Source organism: Ornithinimicrobium pekingense DSM 21552 (assembly GCF_000421185.1).
Lineage (GTDB): Bacteria > Actinomycetota > Actinomycetes > Actinomycetales > Dermatophilaceae > Ornithinicoccus > Ornithinicoccus pekingensis.
Genome location: NZ_ATWJ01000008.1, coordinates 282,155 through 295,951, shown reverse-complemented (window position 1 = coordinate 295,951; position 13,797 = coordinate 282,155). Strand labels below are relative to the sequence as shown.

Annotated in this window: 15 protein-coding genes; all 15 read right to left on the bottom strand. The window is 73.6% G+C overall.

Annotated elements, in window-relative coordinates; genetic code table 11:
- Window positions 1–90: 90 nt before the first annotated feature.
- The 15 genes from K330_RS0106790 to galE all read right to left on the bottom strand — a co-directional run bounded on the left by K330_RS0106790 (window position 91) and on the right by galE (window position 13,789).
- The gene (locus tag K330_RS0106790) at window positions 91–342 is read right to left on the bottom strand and encodes a heavy-metal-associated domain-containing protein (protein ID WP_022921086.1); all 252 of its coding nucleotides are present in this window, start codon (window positions 340–342) and stop codon (window positions 91–93) included.
- Between the two features lie 43 nt (window positions 343–385).
- Window positions 386–667 carry a metal-sensitive transcriptional regulator gene (locus tag K330_RS0106785; protein ID WP_022921085.1) on the bottom strand — a complete coding sequence of 94 codons (282 nt, stop codon included), beginning with the start codon at window positions 665–667 and terminating at the stop codon, window positions 386–388.
- Window positions 668–710: 43 nt separating this feature from the next.
- On the bottom strand, window positions 711–1,631 hold the full coding sequence (locus K330_RS0106780) for a hypothetical protein (protein WP_022921084.1): 921 nt from the start codon (window positions 1,629–1,631) through the stop codon (window positions 711–713).
- Window positions 1,628–2,164: a SigE family RNA polymerase sigma factor gene (locus K330_RS0106775; RefSeq protein WP_022921083.1), complete on the bottom strand. Its 537-nt coding sequence runs from the start codon at window positions 2,162–2,164 to the stop codon at window positions 1,628–1,630. The genes K330_RS0106780 and K330_RS0106775 overlap by 4 nt, the downstream gene beginning before the upstream one ends.
- A 69-nt stretch (window positions 2,165–2,233) precedes the next feature.
- Entirely contained in the window at window positions 2,234–2,635 is a 402-nt protein-coding gene (locus K330_RS0106770; protein WP_022921082.1) for a PPOX class F420-dependent oxidoreductase, read from the bottom strand.
- Window positions 2,632–3,096 (bottom strand): guanyl-specific ribonuclease, encoded by a 465-nt coding sequence (locus K330_RS0106765; protein ID WP_051145499.1) that lies wholly within the window; start codon window positions 3,094–3,096, stop codon window positions 2,632–2,634. The genes K330_RS0106770 and K330_RS0106765 overlap by 4 nt, the downstream gene beginning before the upstream one ends.
- Window positions 3,097–3,098: 2 nt before the next feature.
- Window positions 3,099–3,470: a barstar family protein gene (locus K330_RS0106760; protein ID WP_022921080.1), complete on the bottom strand. Its 372-nt coding sequence runs from the start codon at window positions 3,468–3,470 to the stop codon at window positions 3,099–3,101.
- On the bottom strand, window positions 3,470–4,909 hold the full coding sequence (purB, locus tag K330_RS0106755) for an adenylosuccinate lyase (RefSeq protein WP_022921079.1): 1,440 nt from the start codon (window positions 4,907–4,909) through the stop codon (window positions 3,470–3,472). The genes K330_RS0106760 and purB overlap by 1 nt, the downstream gene beginning before the upstream one ends.
- 37 nt (window positions 4,910–4,946) lie before the next feature.
- A complete protein-coding gene (locus tag K330_RS0106750; protein ID WP_022921078.1) occupies window positions 4,947–5,279 on the bottom strand; it encodes a hypothetical protein in 333 nt (110 codons plus the stop codon).
- A 93-nt stretch (window positions 5,280–5,372) separates the two neighbouring features.
- Complete coding sequence (cydD, locus tag K330_RS19670; RefSeq protein WP_022921077.1) at window positions 5,373–8,744, bottom strand: thiol reductant ABC exporter subunit CydD; 3,372 nt, start codon at window positions 8,742–8,744, stop codon at window positions 5,373–5,375.
- A gap of 7 nt (window positions 8,745–8,751) precedes the next feature.
- Window positions 8,752–9,822, bottom strand: a complete 1,071-nt coding sequence (cydB, locus tag K330_RS0106740) for a cytochrome d ubiquinol oxidase subunit II (RefSeq protein ID WP_022921076.1) — start codon at window positions 9,820–9,822, stop codon at window positions 8,752–8,754.
- Window positions 9,823–9,861: 39 nt separating this feature from the next.
- The gene (locus K330_RS0106735; RefSeq protein WP_022921075.1) at window positions 9,862–11,328 is read right to left on the bottom strand and encodes a cytochrome ubiquinol oxidase subunit I; all 1,467 of its coding nucleotides are present in this window, start codon (window positions 11,326–11,328) and stop codon (window positions 9,862–9,864) included.
- A gap of 77 nt (window positions 11,329–11,405) precedes the next feature.
- Window positions 11,406–12,329, bottom strand: coding sequence for a M56 family metallopeptidase (locus K330_RS0106730; RefSeq protein ID WP_022921074.1), 924 nt, complete (start codon window positions 12,327–12,329; stop codon window positions 11,406–11,408).
- Window positions 12,330–12,341: 12 nt separating this feature from the next.
- Window positions 12,342–12,722 (bottom strand): BlaI/MecI/CopY family transcriptional regulator, encoded by a 381-nt coding sequence (locus K330_RS0106725; RefSeq protein ID WP_022921073.1) that lies wholly within the window; start codon window positions 12,720–12,722, stop codon window positions 12,342–12,344.
- 44 nt (window positions 12,723–12,766) lie between these two features.
- Window positions 12,767–13,789, bottom strand: a complete 1,023-nt coding sequence (gene galE, locus K330_RS0106720) for a UDP-glucose 4-epimerase GalE (RefSeq protein WP_022921072.1) — start codon at window positions 13,787–13,789, stop codon at window positions 12,767–12,769.
- Window positions 13,790–13,797: the final 8 nt, after the last annotated feature.

The following is a 13,797-nucleotide window of genomic DNA, read 5'->3' as shown; positions in this document are numbered from 1 at the left end:
CCGGGGACGTGGGGTGACCCCCCTGCGGGCGACCGGGGACGCGGTGTGCGCGCCCGGCCGCCCATCGTGGGTCAGGCTGTGCTGTGCTGGTCAGACGGAGGCGGTGTAGCCGGCCTCCGCGACGGCCGCACGGGCCGCCTCGAGGTCGAGCGGGCCGTCGGACTCGACGAAGACGTCCGTGTCGCCACCCTTGACGAGGTCCTCGACGCGGACCTCGAGCACGCCCTCGACCTCCTTGAGCTCCTCGGTGACCGAGGAGACGCAGTGGCCGCAGGTCATGCCGCTCACGACGATCTTGGTGGTCTGGTTCTGGACCGGGGTGTCGGCGTTGGTGTCGGTCATGGGGTGCTCCTTGTGATGGGGGTGTGCCGCTGGGCGCGGCCGGTCAGCTGCGCACCAGGCGGGCGATCGCGTCGGCGGCCTCACGGACCTTGGCGTCCTTGGCCTCCTCCGACTCGGCCGCCGCCTCGACGACGCAGTGGCTGATGTGGTCCTCGAGCAGGCCGAGGCTCACCGCCTGCAGGGCCTTGGTGACAGCGCTCACCTGGGTGAGGATGTCGATGCAGTAGGTGTCCTCGTCGACCATACGCGCGATGCCGCGCACCTGTCCCTCGATGCGGCTCAGCCGCTTGAGGTAGGCGTCCTTGGACCCGGTGTAACCGTTCACAGCCATGCCAACAGCATACCCCTAGAGGGTATTCCAGCAGGACTCAGCAGGGTGGCGTCCACGTGCTGGACACGGCGACCACGACGTCCCCCTCGCCCAGGTCGACCGCCACGCCGCTCTGCAGCACCAGGACGGGCCATCCGCCGCCGCTCGTGGGCTCGGCGACCACCGTCTCCGCGGCGCGGAGGGCCTGCTCGGTCATCCCGAGCTTGAGCGAGCCCGGCAGGTCCAGCGACGCGGGGCGGTCCCCGGCGTGCACGGTCCAGGTCAGCCCGACGTCGCGCGCCGTGAGCTGCAGGACATCCCACGCGTAGAGGTCGGCGTTCGTGGCACCGCTGCAGTCCACGACGGCCCCCGGCATCGTGAAGGACGGCTCGCCCAGCTCGGCGGTGAGCGCGTCGACGAGGTCGGCGGCGGGACCGTCCAGGGGCAGGCCGTCGACGCTGTCCGCGGTGAGGGCCAGGACCCCGTCGCCACCGGGGCCGGCCGGCACCGTCTGCGTGGCCGTGGGTGGCTCCTGCGTGGGCTCCGTGGGTGACGGGGTGGATGGCTCCTGCACCGGGGTGGTCGTCGGGACCGGGGCGACCTGCTCGGGCCGGGTGTCCGCGGGCGGTTCCTGCGACGGCACCTGCGACGTCTCCCAGGTGGTCACCTGCTCTGACGTCTCCTCCGAGGCCCGCTCGGAGGTCGGCTCGCTCGTGGTGATGGTCGCGGCGGTGCGGGTGGCGGTGTCGTCCACGGTGGGCCGCGCCGGCCCGTCGTAGGCGTTCGGCTCCGAGAGCACCCCGCCGCCGAGGGCGAAGGCGCCGGCGAGCACGGCCGCGGCGGCCACCCCGCCCACCGCCTGCGCGGCGTGCCGGCGGCGCCGCACGACGCGGCCTCCGGTCCAGGCCGACTCGGTCAGGTCGATCTGCGGGTCCTCGCCCGCGGCGCGGTCCAGCGACCGCCTCAGCTCGTCGTTCATCGCTCGTCTCCGTCCCGGACAGCGCTCACGGGCGCCGGCATCAGGTTTCTCAGGGTGTTCATGGCCTTGCTGGCCTGGCTCTTGACCGTGCCGGTGGAGCAGCCGAGCGCCTCGGCGATGTCCACCTCGGACAGGTCCTCGAAGTAGCGCAGGACGATCACCGCGCGCTGGCGTGGCGGCAGCTGGGCGAGTGCGGCCCTCAGGCCCGCCCCCTCGACCCAGCCGTCGACCGCCGCCGGGACCGGCTCGCCGTGGAGCGCGTCCGGCTCCCCGTGCTGACCGGCGTGGGGGATCTCCCGACCCCACCGGCGCCACCTGCTCACCGCGTCGCGGTAGAGGATGCGCCGGACGTAGGCGTCCGGGGACCCGTCACGCACCGACTCCCAGCGGGAGGCGAGCTTGATCAGCGCGTCCTGGACCAGATCTTCGGCGGCGTGGTGGTCGCCGCAGAAGAGACGCGCCGCCCGGACCAGCCGGTGCTGGCGGGCGCGCACGAACGCGGCGAACTCCGCGTCGACCTCGACCTGTCTCATGTCACCAGGACGCCGGGAAGCGCCTGTGAGGTTGCCTCGCACCTGCGGGATCCTTCCGGCCGGTGCTCGTCAGTCCCCGGTCAGCAGCGACCGAGAGCCCAGGAGACGCTCCGGCGTCAGGCGGACGACCACCCGGCGGGGGTTCATGCGGGGCGGGCGGTAGCGGACCGCGTAGAGCTCCTCGGCCCGGGCTACGGCGTCGGGGTCGCGCTCGACGACCGCCGTGCCGGCGAGGCTGAGCCATCGCCGCCCGTCGACCTGCGCGACGGTGGCCCGCGGGTCGCGCTCCACGTTGCGCACCTTCTGGCTCCCGTCGCTGGTGATGACGCGCACCACGCCGTCGGCGAGGGTGAACCCGACCGCGACGACGTGGACCAGCCCTCCGGGGCCGACGGTCGACAGCGTCGCCAGGTGGCGTTCGGCGAGGAAGTCCGCACCCGGCTGCCCCAGCCTGTCCAGCACGGTGCTCACGGGGCGAACTCGCAGAAGCTCTCGTAGTGGTCGTCGGTGAAGTACCAGACGTCGGGCAGGTCGCCGCTCCCGCCGCCGGTGACGATCCGGCGTGCGCCCCGGTGCTCGAGACCGGGCGTCTCGACGGTGTACTCGCGGTAGTAGCCGCGTGACTCGTCCGGCAGGTAGCCCTCGTAGTTGCCGAAGGTCGACCCGTCCTTGCCCGGGAACTCGAACGGCCCGCCCGCCTCGACGTCGTCGGCCACCTCCTCCAGCTCCGGCGGGAGGACGTCGTCGGCGCAGGCGTCGATGTCGTCCCAGTCGCGGGTGTCCGTGCCGGTCGGTCCGTCGTTGCCGGCGGGGCTCGCGGAGCTCGCGGGGCGCGCGGGGGACGCGGTGTCCTCGCCCGTCGTCTGCGCGACGAGCCAGAGCACGACGACCGCGCAGAGCACCAGGAGCCCGACCGCCACGGGCCTGCTCATCCTCATGAGGGCAGGTCCGAGGGCCGGCCCATGCGCGCCTCGCCGAACGCCACCACCGTCAGGTCCTCCGCGTCGTCGAGGATCTCGCCCAGGATCCACCAGGCCCGGCCGTCGTCGGCGGCGAGCCGCTCGGCGTCCTCCCACAGCAGGGCCACCTGGTCGGTCCCCCAGATCTGCGGCAGGTCGCGCAGCGCGTCGGCCATCGCGTCGAGGTTGGTGCCGGCCACCGCGGGCAGCCGCAGCGTCCGCGCGATCTCCGCCTGGGCGGCGCGGAGGCCGCCCTCGACGGGCGTGACCACGGAGGCCACGGCATACCCCTGCCGGTCCAGGTGCGCGCGCACCGGCTCGAGCTGGTCGGCGGGCAGCAGGTGCATCAACGGACCAGGTGGTCGACGAGGTCTGCGGCGATGCCGGTGTAGGTGGCGGGGGTCAGGGCGGCGAGCCGCTCCTCCTCCTCCGGCGGCAGCCCGAGCCCGCGCACGAACTCCACCAGCTCGGCCTGCCCGATGCGGCGGCCGCGGGTCAGCTCCTTGAGCCGCTCGTAGGGGTTGGTCATGCCCTCGACACCGCGCGCCGCCAGCGCCCGCATCACCGACTGGATCGGCTCGGCGAGGACCTCCCAGTTGGCGTCGAGGTCGGCGGCCATGGCCTCCGGGACGGCGTCGAGACCGGCCAGGCCGCGCGCCACGTTGTCGAGCGCGAGGATGCTGTGCCCCAGGGCTGTGCCGATGTTGCGCTGCATGGAGGAGTCGGTCAGGTCGCGCTGCAGCCGGCTGTTCACGAGCGTGGACGCCAGCACGTCGAGGAGGGCGTTGGAGACCTCGAGGTTGGCCTCGGCGTTCTCGAACCGGATCGGGTTGACCTTGTGCGGCATCGTGCTCGACCCGACCGTGCCCTGGCCCCGCACCTGCGCGAAGTAGCCCATCGAGATGTAGGTCCAGACGTCGGTGCACAGGTTGTGCAGCACCCGGTTGAACCGCGCGACGTCGGCGTAGAGCTCGGCCTGCCAGTCGTGGCTCTCGATCTGCGTGGTCAGCGGGTTCCACGTCAGGCCGAGGTGCTCGACGAACGTGCGGCTGACCTCCTGCCAGTCGGCGCCCGGCACCGCCTCCACGTGCGCGCCGTAGGTGCCGGTCGCGCCGTTGAGCTTGCCGAGGTATGCCGTGCCGCTCACCCGCTCCAGCTGGCGCCGCAGCCGCCAGGCCAGCACCGCCAGCTCCTTGCCCATGGTCGTCGGCGTCGCCGGCTGCCCGTGGGTGTGCGCCAGCAGCGGCACCCCCCGCAGGTCGTGCGCCATACCCGTGAGCTGGTCGACGAGCGTGACGGCCTTCGGCAGCCAGACCTGCGTGACGGCGCCCTGGACCATGAGGGCGTAGGAGGTGTTGTTGACGTCCTCGCTGGTGCAGGCGAAGTGGACGAGCTCGGACAGGGACGTGGCGCGCGCGGGGTCGTCGCCTCCGACGATCTCGACGAGGCGACGGCGCAGGTAGTACTCGATCGCCTTGACGTCGTGGACGGTCTCGGCCTCGATCTCCTTCAGCTCGGCGATCGCGTCGGCGTCGAACCTGGTGACCAGCGCCCGGAGCGCCTCCTGCTCCTCGTCGGAGAGGCGGTCGGCGCCGGGCACCACGTCGTGGCTGGTCAGGTGGATGAGCCACTCGACCTCGACGTGCAGCCGGGCCCGGTTGAGGGCCGCCTCGGAGAGGTGGTCGACCAGCGCCCCGACCGCGCCGCGGTAGCGCCCGTCCAGCGCGCCGAGGGCGATCGGCGGGTCGAGCTCGGACAGGGGCGTGCGGGCGGTCGGCAGCGGCATGCCCCCCATTGTCGCAGCCGCCCGGGCCGGGATCCGGTCAGCGCTTGGCGTCGGGGTCGATCTCGTCGGCCCTGAGGTACTCACCCGTCACGCGGTCACGGTGCTCCCTCGCCACGTTGGTGGCGTCGTCGGCCTGGGCGCGCAGCCGGCCGGCCTCCTCCTCGGCCTCGCGGGCCCTCAGCTGCAGCTCGCGGGCCTTGTCCTCGGCGCTCGCGACGTAGCGCTCGCCACCCGAGGCGCGTTCCCGCAGGTCCTTGGCCTGGTGCCGGGCCGCCTCCTGCTTCTTGCGACGCTGCGCGGCCAGAACGGCCACGGCGACGATCACGAGGACGACGAGCGCCCCGATGAGCCACCACATCCACGGTTCCATGCCGGTCTCCTGTCGGTGTCGCTGTCCTGCGGTCTGTCCAACCTAGATGTCGGAGCCCTGGCTCACCACCGCAAGCGGACGCGAAGCGGGAGGTCAGGGCACCGGGACGGTCGCGGCACCCGTGGTCCGCCGCTCGGCGTGCAGGCCTGTCGTGCGCCAGCCGGACAGGTCCCCGGGGCGGTGGCTGACCATGACGTGGGTCCGGCGGTCCGCACCCGGCGCGGACAGCAGACCCCCCAGCGCCCGCTCGGCCGTCGCGTCGTCGAGGTGCGCGGCGGGCTCGTCGAGCAGGACGACCGGTCTGCCGGAGAGCACCGCGCGGGCGAGGGAGAGCCGGCTCCGCTCACCTCCGGACAGCCCGGTCAGCAGGGTGTCGAGGCCCTGGGGGAGCGTGGCGTACCAGTGCCCGAGGTCCACCGCCCGCAGCGCGGCCACGACCTCCTCGTCGGTGGCGTCCTGGCGGGCCAGCACGAGGTTGGCCCGCACGGACCCTGCGAACGCATGCGGCTCGTCGTCGACGACCGCGATCCGCGCGCGGGTGCGCTCCAGCTCGAGGTCGAGCACGTCGGCACGGTCCAGGGCGTAGCGGCCGCACAGCGGGTCCAGGTGCCGTGCGAGCACGGCGAGCGCGGTGGACTTCCCCGCACCGTTGGGCCCGGCGAGCGCGACCCGGCTGCCCGGGGCCAGGTCCAGGTCCAGCGGCGCGAGGTCGAGGGAGCCGCGTGCCTCCCACGAGGCGCCGACGCCGTCGAGCGTGAGCGTGGGGACATCCGTCGCGGCGGGCTCCTGGGTGCCGTGGCCCCGCACGGCCGGGGACTGCCCCAGGACCGCGGCGAGCCGAGCGGCGGCCGCACGGGCGCGGGCCCGGGCCCCGGCGACGTCAGCCGCGCCCACCCAGGTGTCGGCCAGTGCCATCGGGACCAGGGCGACCAGTGCGGCGGAGGGGCCGCCCAGCCCGCCGGCAGCGTGCGCCTCCCGGACCAGGACGGCGACGAGGGCCGTCGTGCCGGCGACGACGCACCACACCAGGGCGAGCACGACCGCCCGGGCGGTGACGAGCCGGGCCTCCGCCCGCTGCTGGGCCTGCTCCGCACGTGCGACACCGGCCAGCAGCACGGTGCGGTCGGCGTGGAGCCCGGTCACAGCCTGCACCGCGAGCAGCCGGCCCGTCAGCGCGGTCACGCGGTGCTGCAGCTGCCCCCGGGATTCGACCGCGTCCTGCTGGGCCGCGCGCTCCGCGGCATACCCGGAGGCGGCCAGACCGAGCGTGAGCAGGGCGCCGCCCGCCACGACGGCGCCCGCGGCGGGCAGGTGCCAGGCGGCGAGGGCCGCGCCGGTGACCGAGGCGACGAGCGCCGACCACGCGGGCACCGTGACGCGCACCTGCTCGTCGACGACGTCGTCGAGGTCACGGACGACGGCCGTCAGCACCTCGCCGCGGCTGCGCCGGCCCAACCGGGCCGGGGTCAGCGGCACGAGCCGGGCGAAGACGTCGGCGCGGCGCCCGGCCAGGTCCTCGAGCGCCACGTCGTGGGAGACCACGCGCTCGGCGTAGCGGAAGACCGGCCGGAAGAGACCGAAGGCGCGCACGCCGACGATCGCGACCATGAGCGTGAGGATGACCGGCATCGTCGAGGCCTGGACGATGAGCCACCCGGACGTCGCGGTGAGGGCCACCCCGCACGCCACGGAGGCGCCACCCAGGGCGCAGGCCAGCCACAGACCGTGACGTCCGCCCGGGGTGGCGATCGGCTCGACGTGACCGGGGACGGCGGTCTGGCCGGCCGGTGCCTCCGCATCCTGCGACGGCTCCGTCGTGTCACGCCGGTCGCCCTGGCGACGCCCGTGACACGACAGAACGGCACGAGGGTCCTGCAGCGGGAGAGGCGTGAGCTCCCAGCGGTCGTCGGCCAGGGCGGCCAGGGCCGGGTCGTGGGTCACCACGACGACGCGGCGCCCGGCCGCCAGCCCCCGGATCACCTCGTGCAGCAGCGGCACGGAAGAGGCGGCGACGTTGGCGGTCGGCTCGTCGAGCAGCAGCAGCGGCGCGTCGCTGAGGAGGGCGCGGGCCAGGGCGAGCCGCGTGCGCTGGCCCGCCGACAGGCCGAAGCCCTCGTCGCCCAGCACGGTGCCCAGCCCCTCGCGGTCGGCCAGGGCAGCCCAGAGACCGACCCTGTCCAGGGCGGCGACCATCGCGGCGTCGGCCGCGGACCCGTCGACGTCAAGGCTGCCACCGGCGAGCGCGAGGTTGTCCCGCACGCTGCCCGGGAGGATGAGCGGACGCTGGGCGGCCAGGTGCGCGGGCGGGGCGACGACCGTGCCGGACGCCGGGACGCGCAGTCCCGCGAGCAGCTCGAGCACGGTCGTCTTGCCGGCGCCGGAAGGTCCGGTGAGCACGGTCAGGCCCGGGGTCGACGGCGTGGTGAGGGTGACGCCCGCGACCGTGCGCCCGCGACCGGGGTGGGCATAGGAGACGTCGCGGAGCACGACACCGGCACGCGCGGGCTCGTCGGCGTGGGCGGGCTCGCCTCCCAGCACGCCGTCGGCCCGCAGCGCCTCGAGCGTCGTCGCACCGTCGGCGGCGTTGTGGAACTCAGCGCCGACGCGACGCACCGGCCAGTAGGCCTCGGGCGCGAGGAGGATGGCGGCCAGGCCGACCACCAGGTCCATCGCGCCGTAGGCCAGCCGCAGACCGACCGCGACCGCGACCATGGCCACCGAGATCGTGGCGAGCAGCTCCAGCGCCGCGGTCGAGAGGAAGGCTGTCCGCAGGGTGCGGACCGTGGCCTCGCGGTGGCGCTCGCCGACGGCCCGCACGACGTCGACCTGGGCCCGGGCGCGCCCGTAGGCCACCAGCGTGGGCAGCCCGCGCACCACGTCCAGGAAGTGCCCCGCCAGCAGCGACATCGCTCCCCACCGGCGCTCCGTCTGGTCCTGGGTGTGCCGCCCGATCAGGGCGGCGAACACCGGCAGCAGCGGCAGCGTCAGGACGACGACGAGCGCGCTCCACGGGTCGACGACGAGCAGCGCCACGACGGTCAGGGCGGGCACCACAGCCGCGGTGACGAGGGCGGGAAGGTAGCGCCCGACGTAGGGCTCGACGGCCGAGACGCCCTCCGTCGCCCGGGTCACCGCGACCTCGTCGGCCGGCCGTCGCTCGACCGGCCGGCCCAGCCACGAGCGCAGCGTGGCGGCGCGCACCTCCCCCGCGACCCGTTGCCCGGCGCGGCGCGCGACCCGCTCCGAGACGCCCGCCAGCACCCCGCGCAGGACGAGGACGCCGACCAGCCAGCCGAGCACCGGCCCGAGCGGGCCGCCGGAGACCACCCGGCCGACGACCAGTGCGAGCAGGAGGGCCTGGGCGATCGCGACCACCCCCGAGAGGACACCGACGGCCGCCAGCCGGGCCACGGGCCACCGGGTGGCGGGCAGCGAGCGGACCAGGGCGGGGTCGAACGGGCGCATCGGGCTCTCAGGCCGAGGTCAGCGGCCGGTCCGGGCGGTCGGAGCCCTGACGGGTCTCGGCCGTCACCGCCGCGTGGTGCACGTCGGTAGGGATGTGGTGCCCGGAGATCCGCCTGCGGAACGTCCAGTAGGTCCACGACTGGTAGAGCAGGACGATCGGGGTGAAGACGACCGCGACCCAGGTCATGATCCCGAGGGTCTTGGCCGAGGACGCGGCGTTGTCGACGGTCAGCGACCACGCGGGGTCGAGCGTGGAGGGCATGACGTCGGGGAAGAGCGCGACGAACAACGACGCGGTGGCCAGGGCGATCGCCACGAACGTGCCGGTGAAGGCCCAGCCCTCCCGGCCGGTGCGCGCGGCCAGCAGGCCGGCGACCAGGGCCGCGGCAGCCAGCACCGCAAGGGTGCCCGAGACGAGGCCACCGGTCGAGGAGTGCACCAGCCACAGCCAGACGACCGCGAGCGCCGCCGCGACGACACCCAGCCGGACGCCGAGGGCGCGGGCGTCGTGCCGCAGCGCCCCGTCGGTCTTGAGCGCGACGAAGAGCGCGCCGTGGGTCAGGAACAGCGTCAGCGTCACCAGCCCGCCGAGCAGGGCGACCGGGTTCAGCAGGTCCCAGAACCCGCCGACGTACTCCATCTGCGCGTCGATCGGCACGCCGCGCACGATGTTGGTGAAGGCCACGCCCCAGAGCAGCGCCGGCACCGCCGACCCGCCGATGATCATCAGGTCCATGCGGCGGCGCCAGGAGGTCGAGTCGACCTTGCCGCGGTACTCCAGGCCGATGCCGCGCACGATGAGCGCCACGAGGATCAGCAGCAGCGGCAGGTAGAAGCCGGAGAAGAGCGTGGCGTACCAGTGCGGGAAGGCGGCGAAGGTCGCCCCGCCGGCGGTGAGCAGCCACACCTCGTTGCCGTCCCAGAACGGGCCGATCGAGCCGAGCATCTGCCGTCGCCGGGTCTCGTCCCGGCCCAGGACGGGCAGCAGCGCGCCGACACCGTAGTCGAAGCCCTCGAGGACGAAGTAGCCGATCCACAGCACGGCGATGAGGACGAACCAGATCGTGGTCAGTTCCATGGGTGCGTTCCTTTGCGGGTATGCGGTGCCGGCGCGCGGTCAGTAGGTGAAGACGAACGGCTCGTCGTCGGAGCGGGTCGCCGGGTCGTACGACGCGTCCTCCGGCACCTGCTCGGCGCCGGCGCGTCCGTAGCGCAGCGTGAGGCCGACCATGACGACCGCGAGCGCGCCGTAGAGCAGGGTGAAGACGACCAACGAGGTCACGACCTCGCCGGTCGTGGTGCCGGGGGAGACACCGGTCTGCGTGGTCATCAGGCCCATGACGAGCCAGGGCTGGCGGCCCATCTCGGTGAAGACCCACCCGAAGCTGTTCGCCAGCAGCGGCAGGAAGAGCACGACGGCCGCCGCGCGGCCCCACCAGGGGCTGCCCTCCAGCCGCGTCTCGCCGACCTCGGAGCCGTGACCACGCAGCGCCCAGAGCACGGCGGCGGCGATCGCCATACCCGCGAAGCCCAGGCCCATCATGAGCCGGAAGCTCCAGTAGGTGACCGGCACGACCGGCCGGTAGTCGTCGGCGGCGGTGAGCTCGGCGCCGGCGTAGGTCAGCTCGTAGCGCTCCTGGATGTGGTCGATGCCCTCGACCTCGCCCTCGAGCGAGCCGGTCGCCAGGTAGGAGAGCAGCTTGGGCACGGTCAGCGCCCAGACCTCCTCGCGGCCGTCGAGGGTGCCGACCGTGATGATCGAGAACGGCGCGCCGACGCCCTCGGGGACGTCCTCGTAGAGGCCCTCGGCGGCGGCCATCTTCATCGGCTGGACCTCGGTCATCACCTTGCCCTGCAGGTCGCCGGTGCCGGCGACGACCAGGCCGGCCACGAGCAGGGTCCAGGCTCCGAGCTTGGCCGCCTTGCGGTACATCGGCTTGTCGGCCTGGGGTGTGCCCTGGCGCCACAGGTGCCAGGCGGCGAAGGCCAGCACGAACGCCCCGCCGGTCATCCAGGCGGCGGCGACCACGTGCGGGAAGGTGACGAGCTGGACCGGGTTGGTGAGCACCGCGAGGAAGTCGGTCAGCTCGGCCCGGCCGTCGGCCTCGTCGATGGTGTAGCCGACGGGGTTCTGCATGAACGAGTTCGCGGCGAGGATGAAGTAGGCGGACAGCAGGGTGCCGATGTGCACCAGCCAGATGAAGGAGGCGTGCAGCTTCTCCGGCACCCGGCCCCAGCCGAAGAGCCACAGGCCCAGGAAGGTCGACTCGAGGAAGAAGGCCAGCAGCGCCTCGATGGCCAGCGGCGCGCCGAAGATGTCGCCGACGAAGCGGGAGTAGTCCGACCAGTTCATCCCGAACTGGAACTCCTGGACGATGCCGGTGACCAGCCCGAGCGCGAAGTTGATCGTGAAGAGCTTGCCGAAGAACTTCGTCAGCCGCAGCCACTGCGGGTCGCGCGTCTGCATCCACCGGGTCTGCATCACGGCCACGAGCAGGGACAGACCGATGGTGATCGGCACGAAGAAGTAGTGGTAGACGGTCGTGATGCCGAACTGCCACCGGGCGAGGTCCAACGCGTCCACTGCAGGCTCCCCTACGGATCGTTACGTACTACACCTAGTCGTAACATACCCCTCCGAGGCGTGGGCCTCCGAGCCGTCTAGAGAAACTGTGAGGTAGTCCACAGCAGGGGCAGCAGGAGCAGCACCGGCAGAAGCAGCTGGGCCACGGCGACGGTGAAGATGCCGGCCCGCGCCCAGCCCGGGGCGGGGTCGGCGGCGAAGGCGCGCAGCCGGGTGGTGACCTGGGTGCCTCCCGCGAGCGTGCCGGCCGGAGGACCCGGGTATGCGGTCCCGCCCGCCTCGCCACCGGCGTCGCCCCGGTGGCCCCCGGCCATGGCGACGAGGGCGTGGGCCAGCGCCAGCGGGCCCACCCGGCGGGCCGCCGCGCGGTCGGCCAGCATCTCGGCCAGCAGGTGGACCTCGTCCAGGGCCGCGTCGGCGCGGACCCGGCGGGGCACCGCCTCGTGCAGCACGGTGAACAGCTCCAGCAGCAGGTCGTGCCGCTGGCTCAGGTGGGCCTGCTCGTGGGCCATGACCGCGTCCAGCTCCTCGGGGCCGAGGCGTTCGAGCGCCTCCCGGCTGAGCACGATGCGGTCGTGCCGGCCCGGCAGGCAGTAGACGGTCGGGTTGCCGCGGGCCAGCACCGTGACGCCCTCCGCGCGGGCGTCCGTCCGCTCGATCCGCTCACCGAGGATGTCGACGAGCTGTCGGTGCTCGGCCCGGCGGCGGCGCAGGTCGGTGCCGACGAGGTGGCCCGAGACCAGCAGCCGGACGAGCATGGCCAGCGACACGGCATACGCGGCCAGGCGCAGCCAGGGGCGGTCGGTGGGCAGGCTGAGGACGGCCACCGGGGCGGCCAGCAGCGCGGCGACCACCCCGGAGAGCGCGACGGCCTGCCACAGGAAGAGGGTCTCGCCCGGCGTGCTGCGCAGCCAGGTCTGGCGCGCGAGCAGGTGCGGGGCGGCGAGGACGGTGAACAGGGCGCCGACGATCAGCGCCGCGGTGACGACGACGCCCGTCACGCTGTCCCCGGGTCAGCCGTGGCGGCGCTCGACCTCGGCGAGTGCGGCTCGCAGGTCGTCGATCTCGGCAGGGCTGGCGTCGTCGAGGAAGTGCACCATCGCCAGCTTGCGGTCGGCCTGGACGTTCTCCAGGGTCGAGCGCAGCGCGGTGGCCGCGAGCTCCTCGCGGGAGGACGCCGCGGTGTAGCGCCAGGCGCGGCCGTCGCGGGTGCGGTCGGCCAGCCCCTTCTTGGCGAGGCGGTCCAGCACCGTCATGATCGTGGTGTAGGCGAGGTCCTTCTCGCCGCCCATGTGGTCCATGACGTCACGGACCGACAGCTCGGGGCCGTGGGACCACAGCGTGTCCATGACGACCCGCTCGAGGTCGCCCAGGGAGGTGTTTCGCTGGCGCATCCCGTCAGTCTACTACGACGGTCCCGTAGTAGGCGAGGCGTGCCTCACCCGGGGTAGCCCTCCGGGTTGCCCTGCTGCCAGCGCCAGGTGTCGGCGCACATGTCGCGCACCGTCCGGGTCGTGCGCCAGCCCAGCTCCCGCTCGGCCAGGGAGGGGTCGGCGTAGGAGACCGCGACGTCGCCGGGCCGGCGGTCCACCACCTCGTAGGGCACGGGACGCCCGCTGGCCTCCTCGAACGCGCGCACGAGCTCCAGCACCGAGGTGCCGGTGCCCGACCCGAGGTTCCACACCGACAGCGGCCGGTCGTGGCTGCTGATCCGGTCGAGCGCCGCGACGTGGCCGGCGGCCAGGTCCTCGACGTGGATGTAGTCGCGCACCCCCGTGCCGTCCGGGGTGTCGTAGTCGTCGCCGAAGACCGACAGCCTCTCCCGGCGGCCCACCGCCACCTGGGCGACGTAGGGCATGAGGTTGTTGGGGATGTCCGAGGGGTCCTCGCCGATGCGGCCGCTGGGGTGGGCCCCGACGGGGTTGAAGTAGCGCAGGAGCGCGACCCGCAGCTGGGGGTGGGCCACGACGACGTCGCGCAGGATCTGCTCGTTCATCACCTTGGTCCAGCCGTAGGGGTTGGTGGCCGAGGTCGGCAGGTCCTCGGTCATCGGGACCGGTGCGTCGGCGCCGTAGACCGTGGCGGAGGAGGAGAAGACCAGGTGGCGCACGCCGTGGCGGACCATCGCGTCGACCACCTCCAGGGTCGCGTCGATGTTGTTGCGGTAGTAGGCGACCGGCCGGGCCACCGACTCCCCGACCGCCTTGAGGGCGGCGAAGTGCACCACGGCCTCGACCGGGGCCGACGGGTCGCTCATGACGACGTCGAGCTTGTCGCGGTCGGCGACGTCGAAGGCGTGCACGGGGACGTGACGCCCGGAGAGCTCCTCGAGCCGCTCGACCACGGCAGGCTTGGCGTTTCGAAAGTCGTCGACCACCACCACGTCGTGGCCGGCCGCGAGCAGCTGCAGGACGGTGTGGGAGCCGATGTAGCCGGCACCGCCGGTCACGAGGACGCGCATGTCCTCAC

Bases quoted from the DNA above. Each gene is read 5' to 3' on its own strand.
- K330_RS0106790 (WP_022921086.1), bottom strand. From the start codon at position 342: ATGACCGACACCAACGCCGACACCCCGGTCCAGAACCAGACCACCAAG.
- K330_RS0106780 (WP_022921084.1), bottom strand. From the start codon at position 1,631: ATGAACGACGAGCTGAGGCGGTCGCTGGACCGCGCCGCGGGCGAGGAC.
- K330_RS0106775 (WP_022921083.1), bottom strand. From the start codon at position 2,164: ATGAGACAGGTCGAGGTCGACGCGGAGTTCGCCGCGTTCGTGCGCGCC.
- K330_RS0106765 (WP_051145499.1), bottom strand. From the start codon at position 3,096: ATGAGCAGGCCCGTGGCGGTCGGGCTCCTGGTGCTCTGCGCGGTCGTC.
- K330_RS0106760 (WP_022921080.1), bottom strand. From the start codon at position 3,470: ATGCACCTGCTGCCCGCCGACCAGCTCGAGCCGGTGCGCGCGCACCTG.
- purB (WP_022921079.1), bottom strand. From the start codon at position 4,909: ATGCCGCTGCCGACCGCCCGCACGCCCCTGTCCGAGCTCGACCCGCCG.
- K330_RS0106750 (WP_022921078.1), bottom strand. From the start codon at position 5,279: ATGGAACCGTGGATGTGGTGGCTCATCGGGGCGCTCGTCGTCCTCGTG.
- cydD (WP_022921077.1), bottom strand. From the start codon at position 8,744: ATGCGCCCGTTCGACCCCGCCCTGGTCCGCTCGCTGCCCGCCACCCGG.
- cydB (WP_022921076.1), bottom strand. From the start codon at position 9,822: ATGGAACTGACCACGATCTGGTTCGTCCTCATCGCCGTGCTGTGGATC.
- K330_RS0106725 (WP_022921073.1), bottom strand. From the start codon at position 12,722: ATGCGCCAGCGAAACACCTCCCTGGGCGACCTCGAGCGGGTCGTCATG.
- galE (WP_022921072.1), bottom strand. From the start codon at position 13,789: ATGCGCGTCCTCGTGACCGGCGGTGCCGGCTACATCGGCTCCCACACC.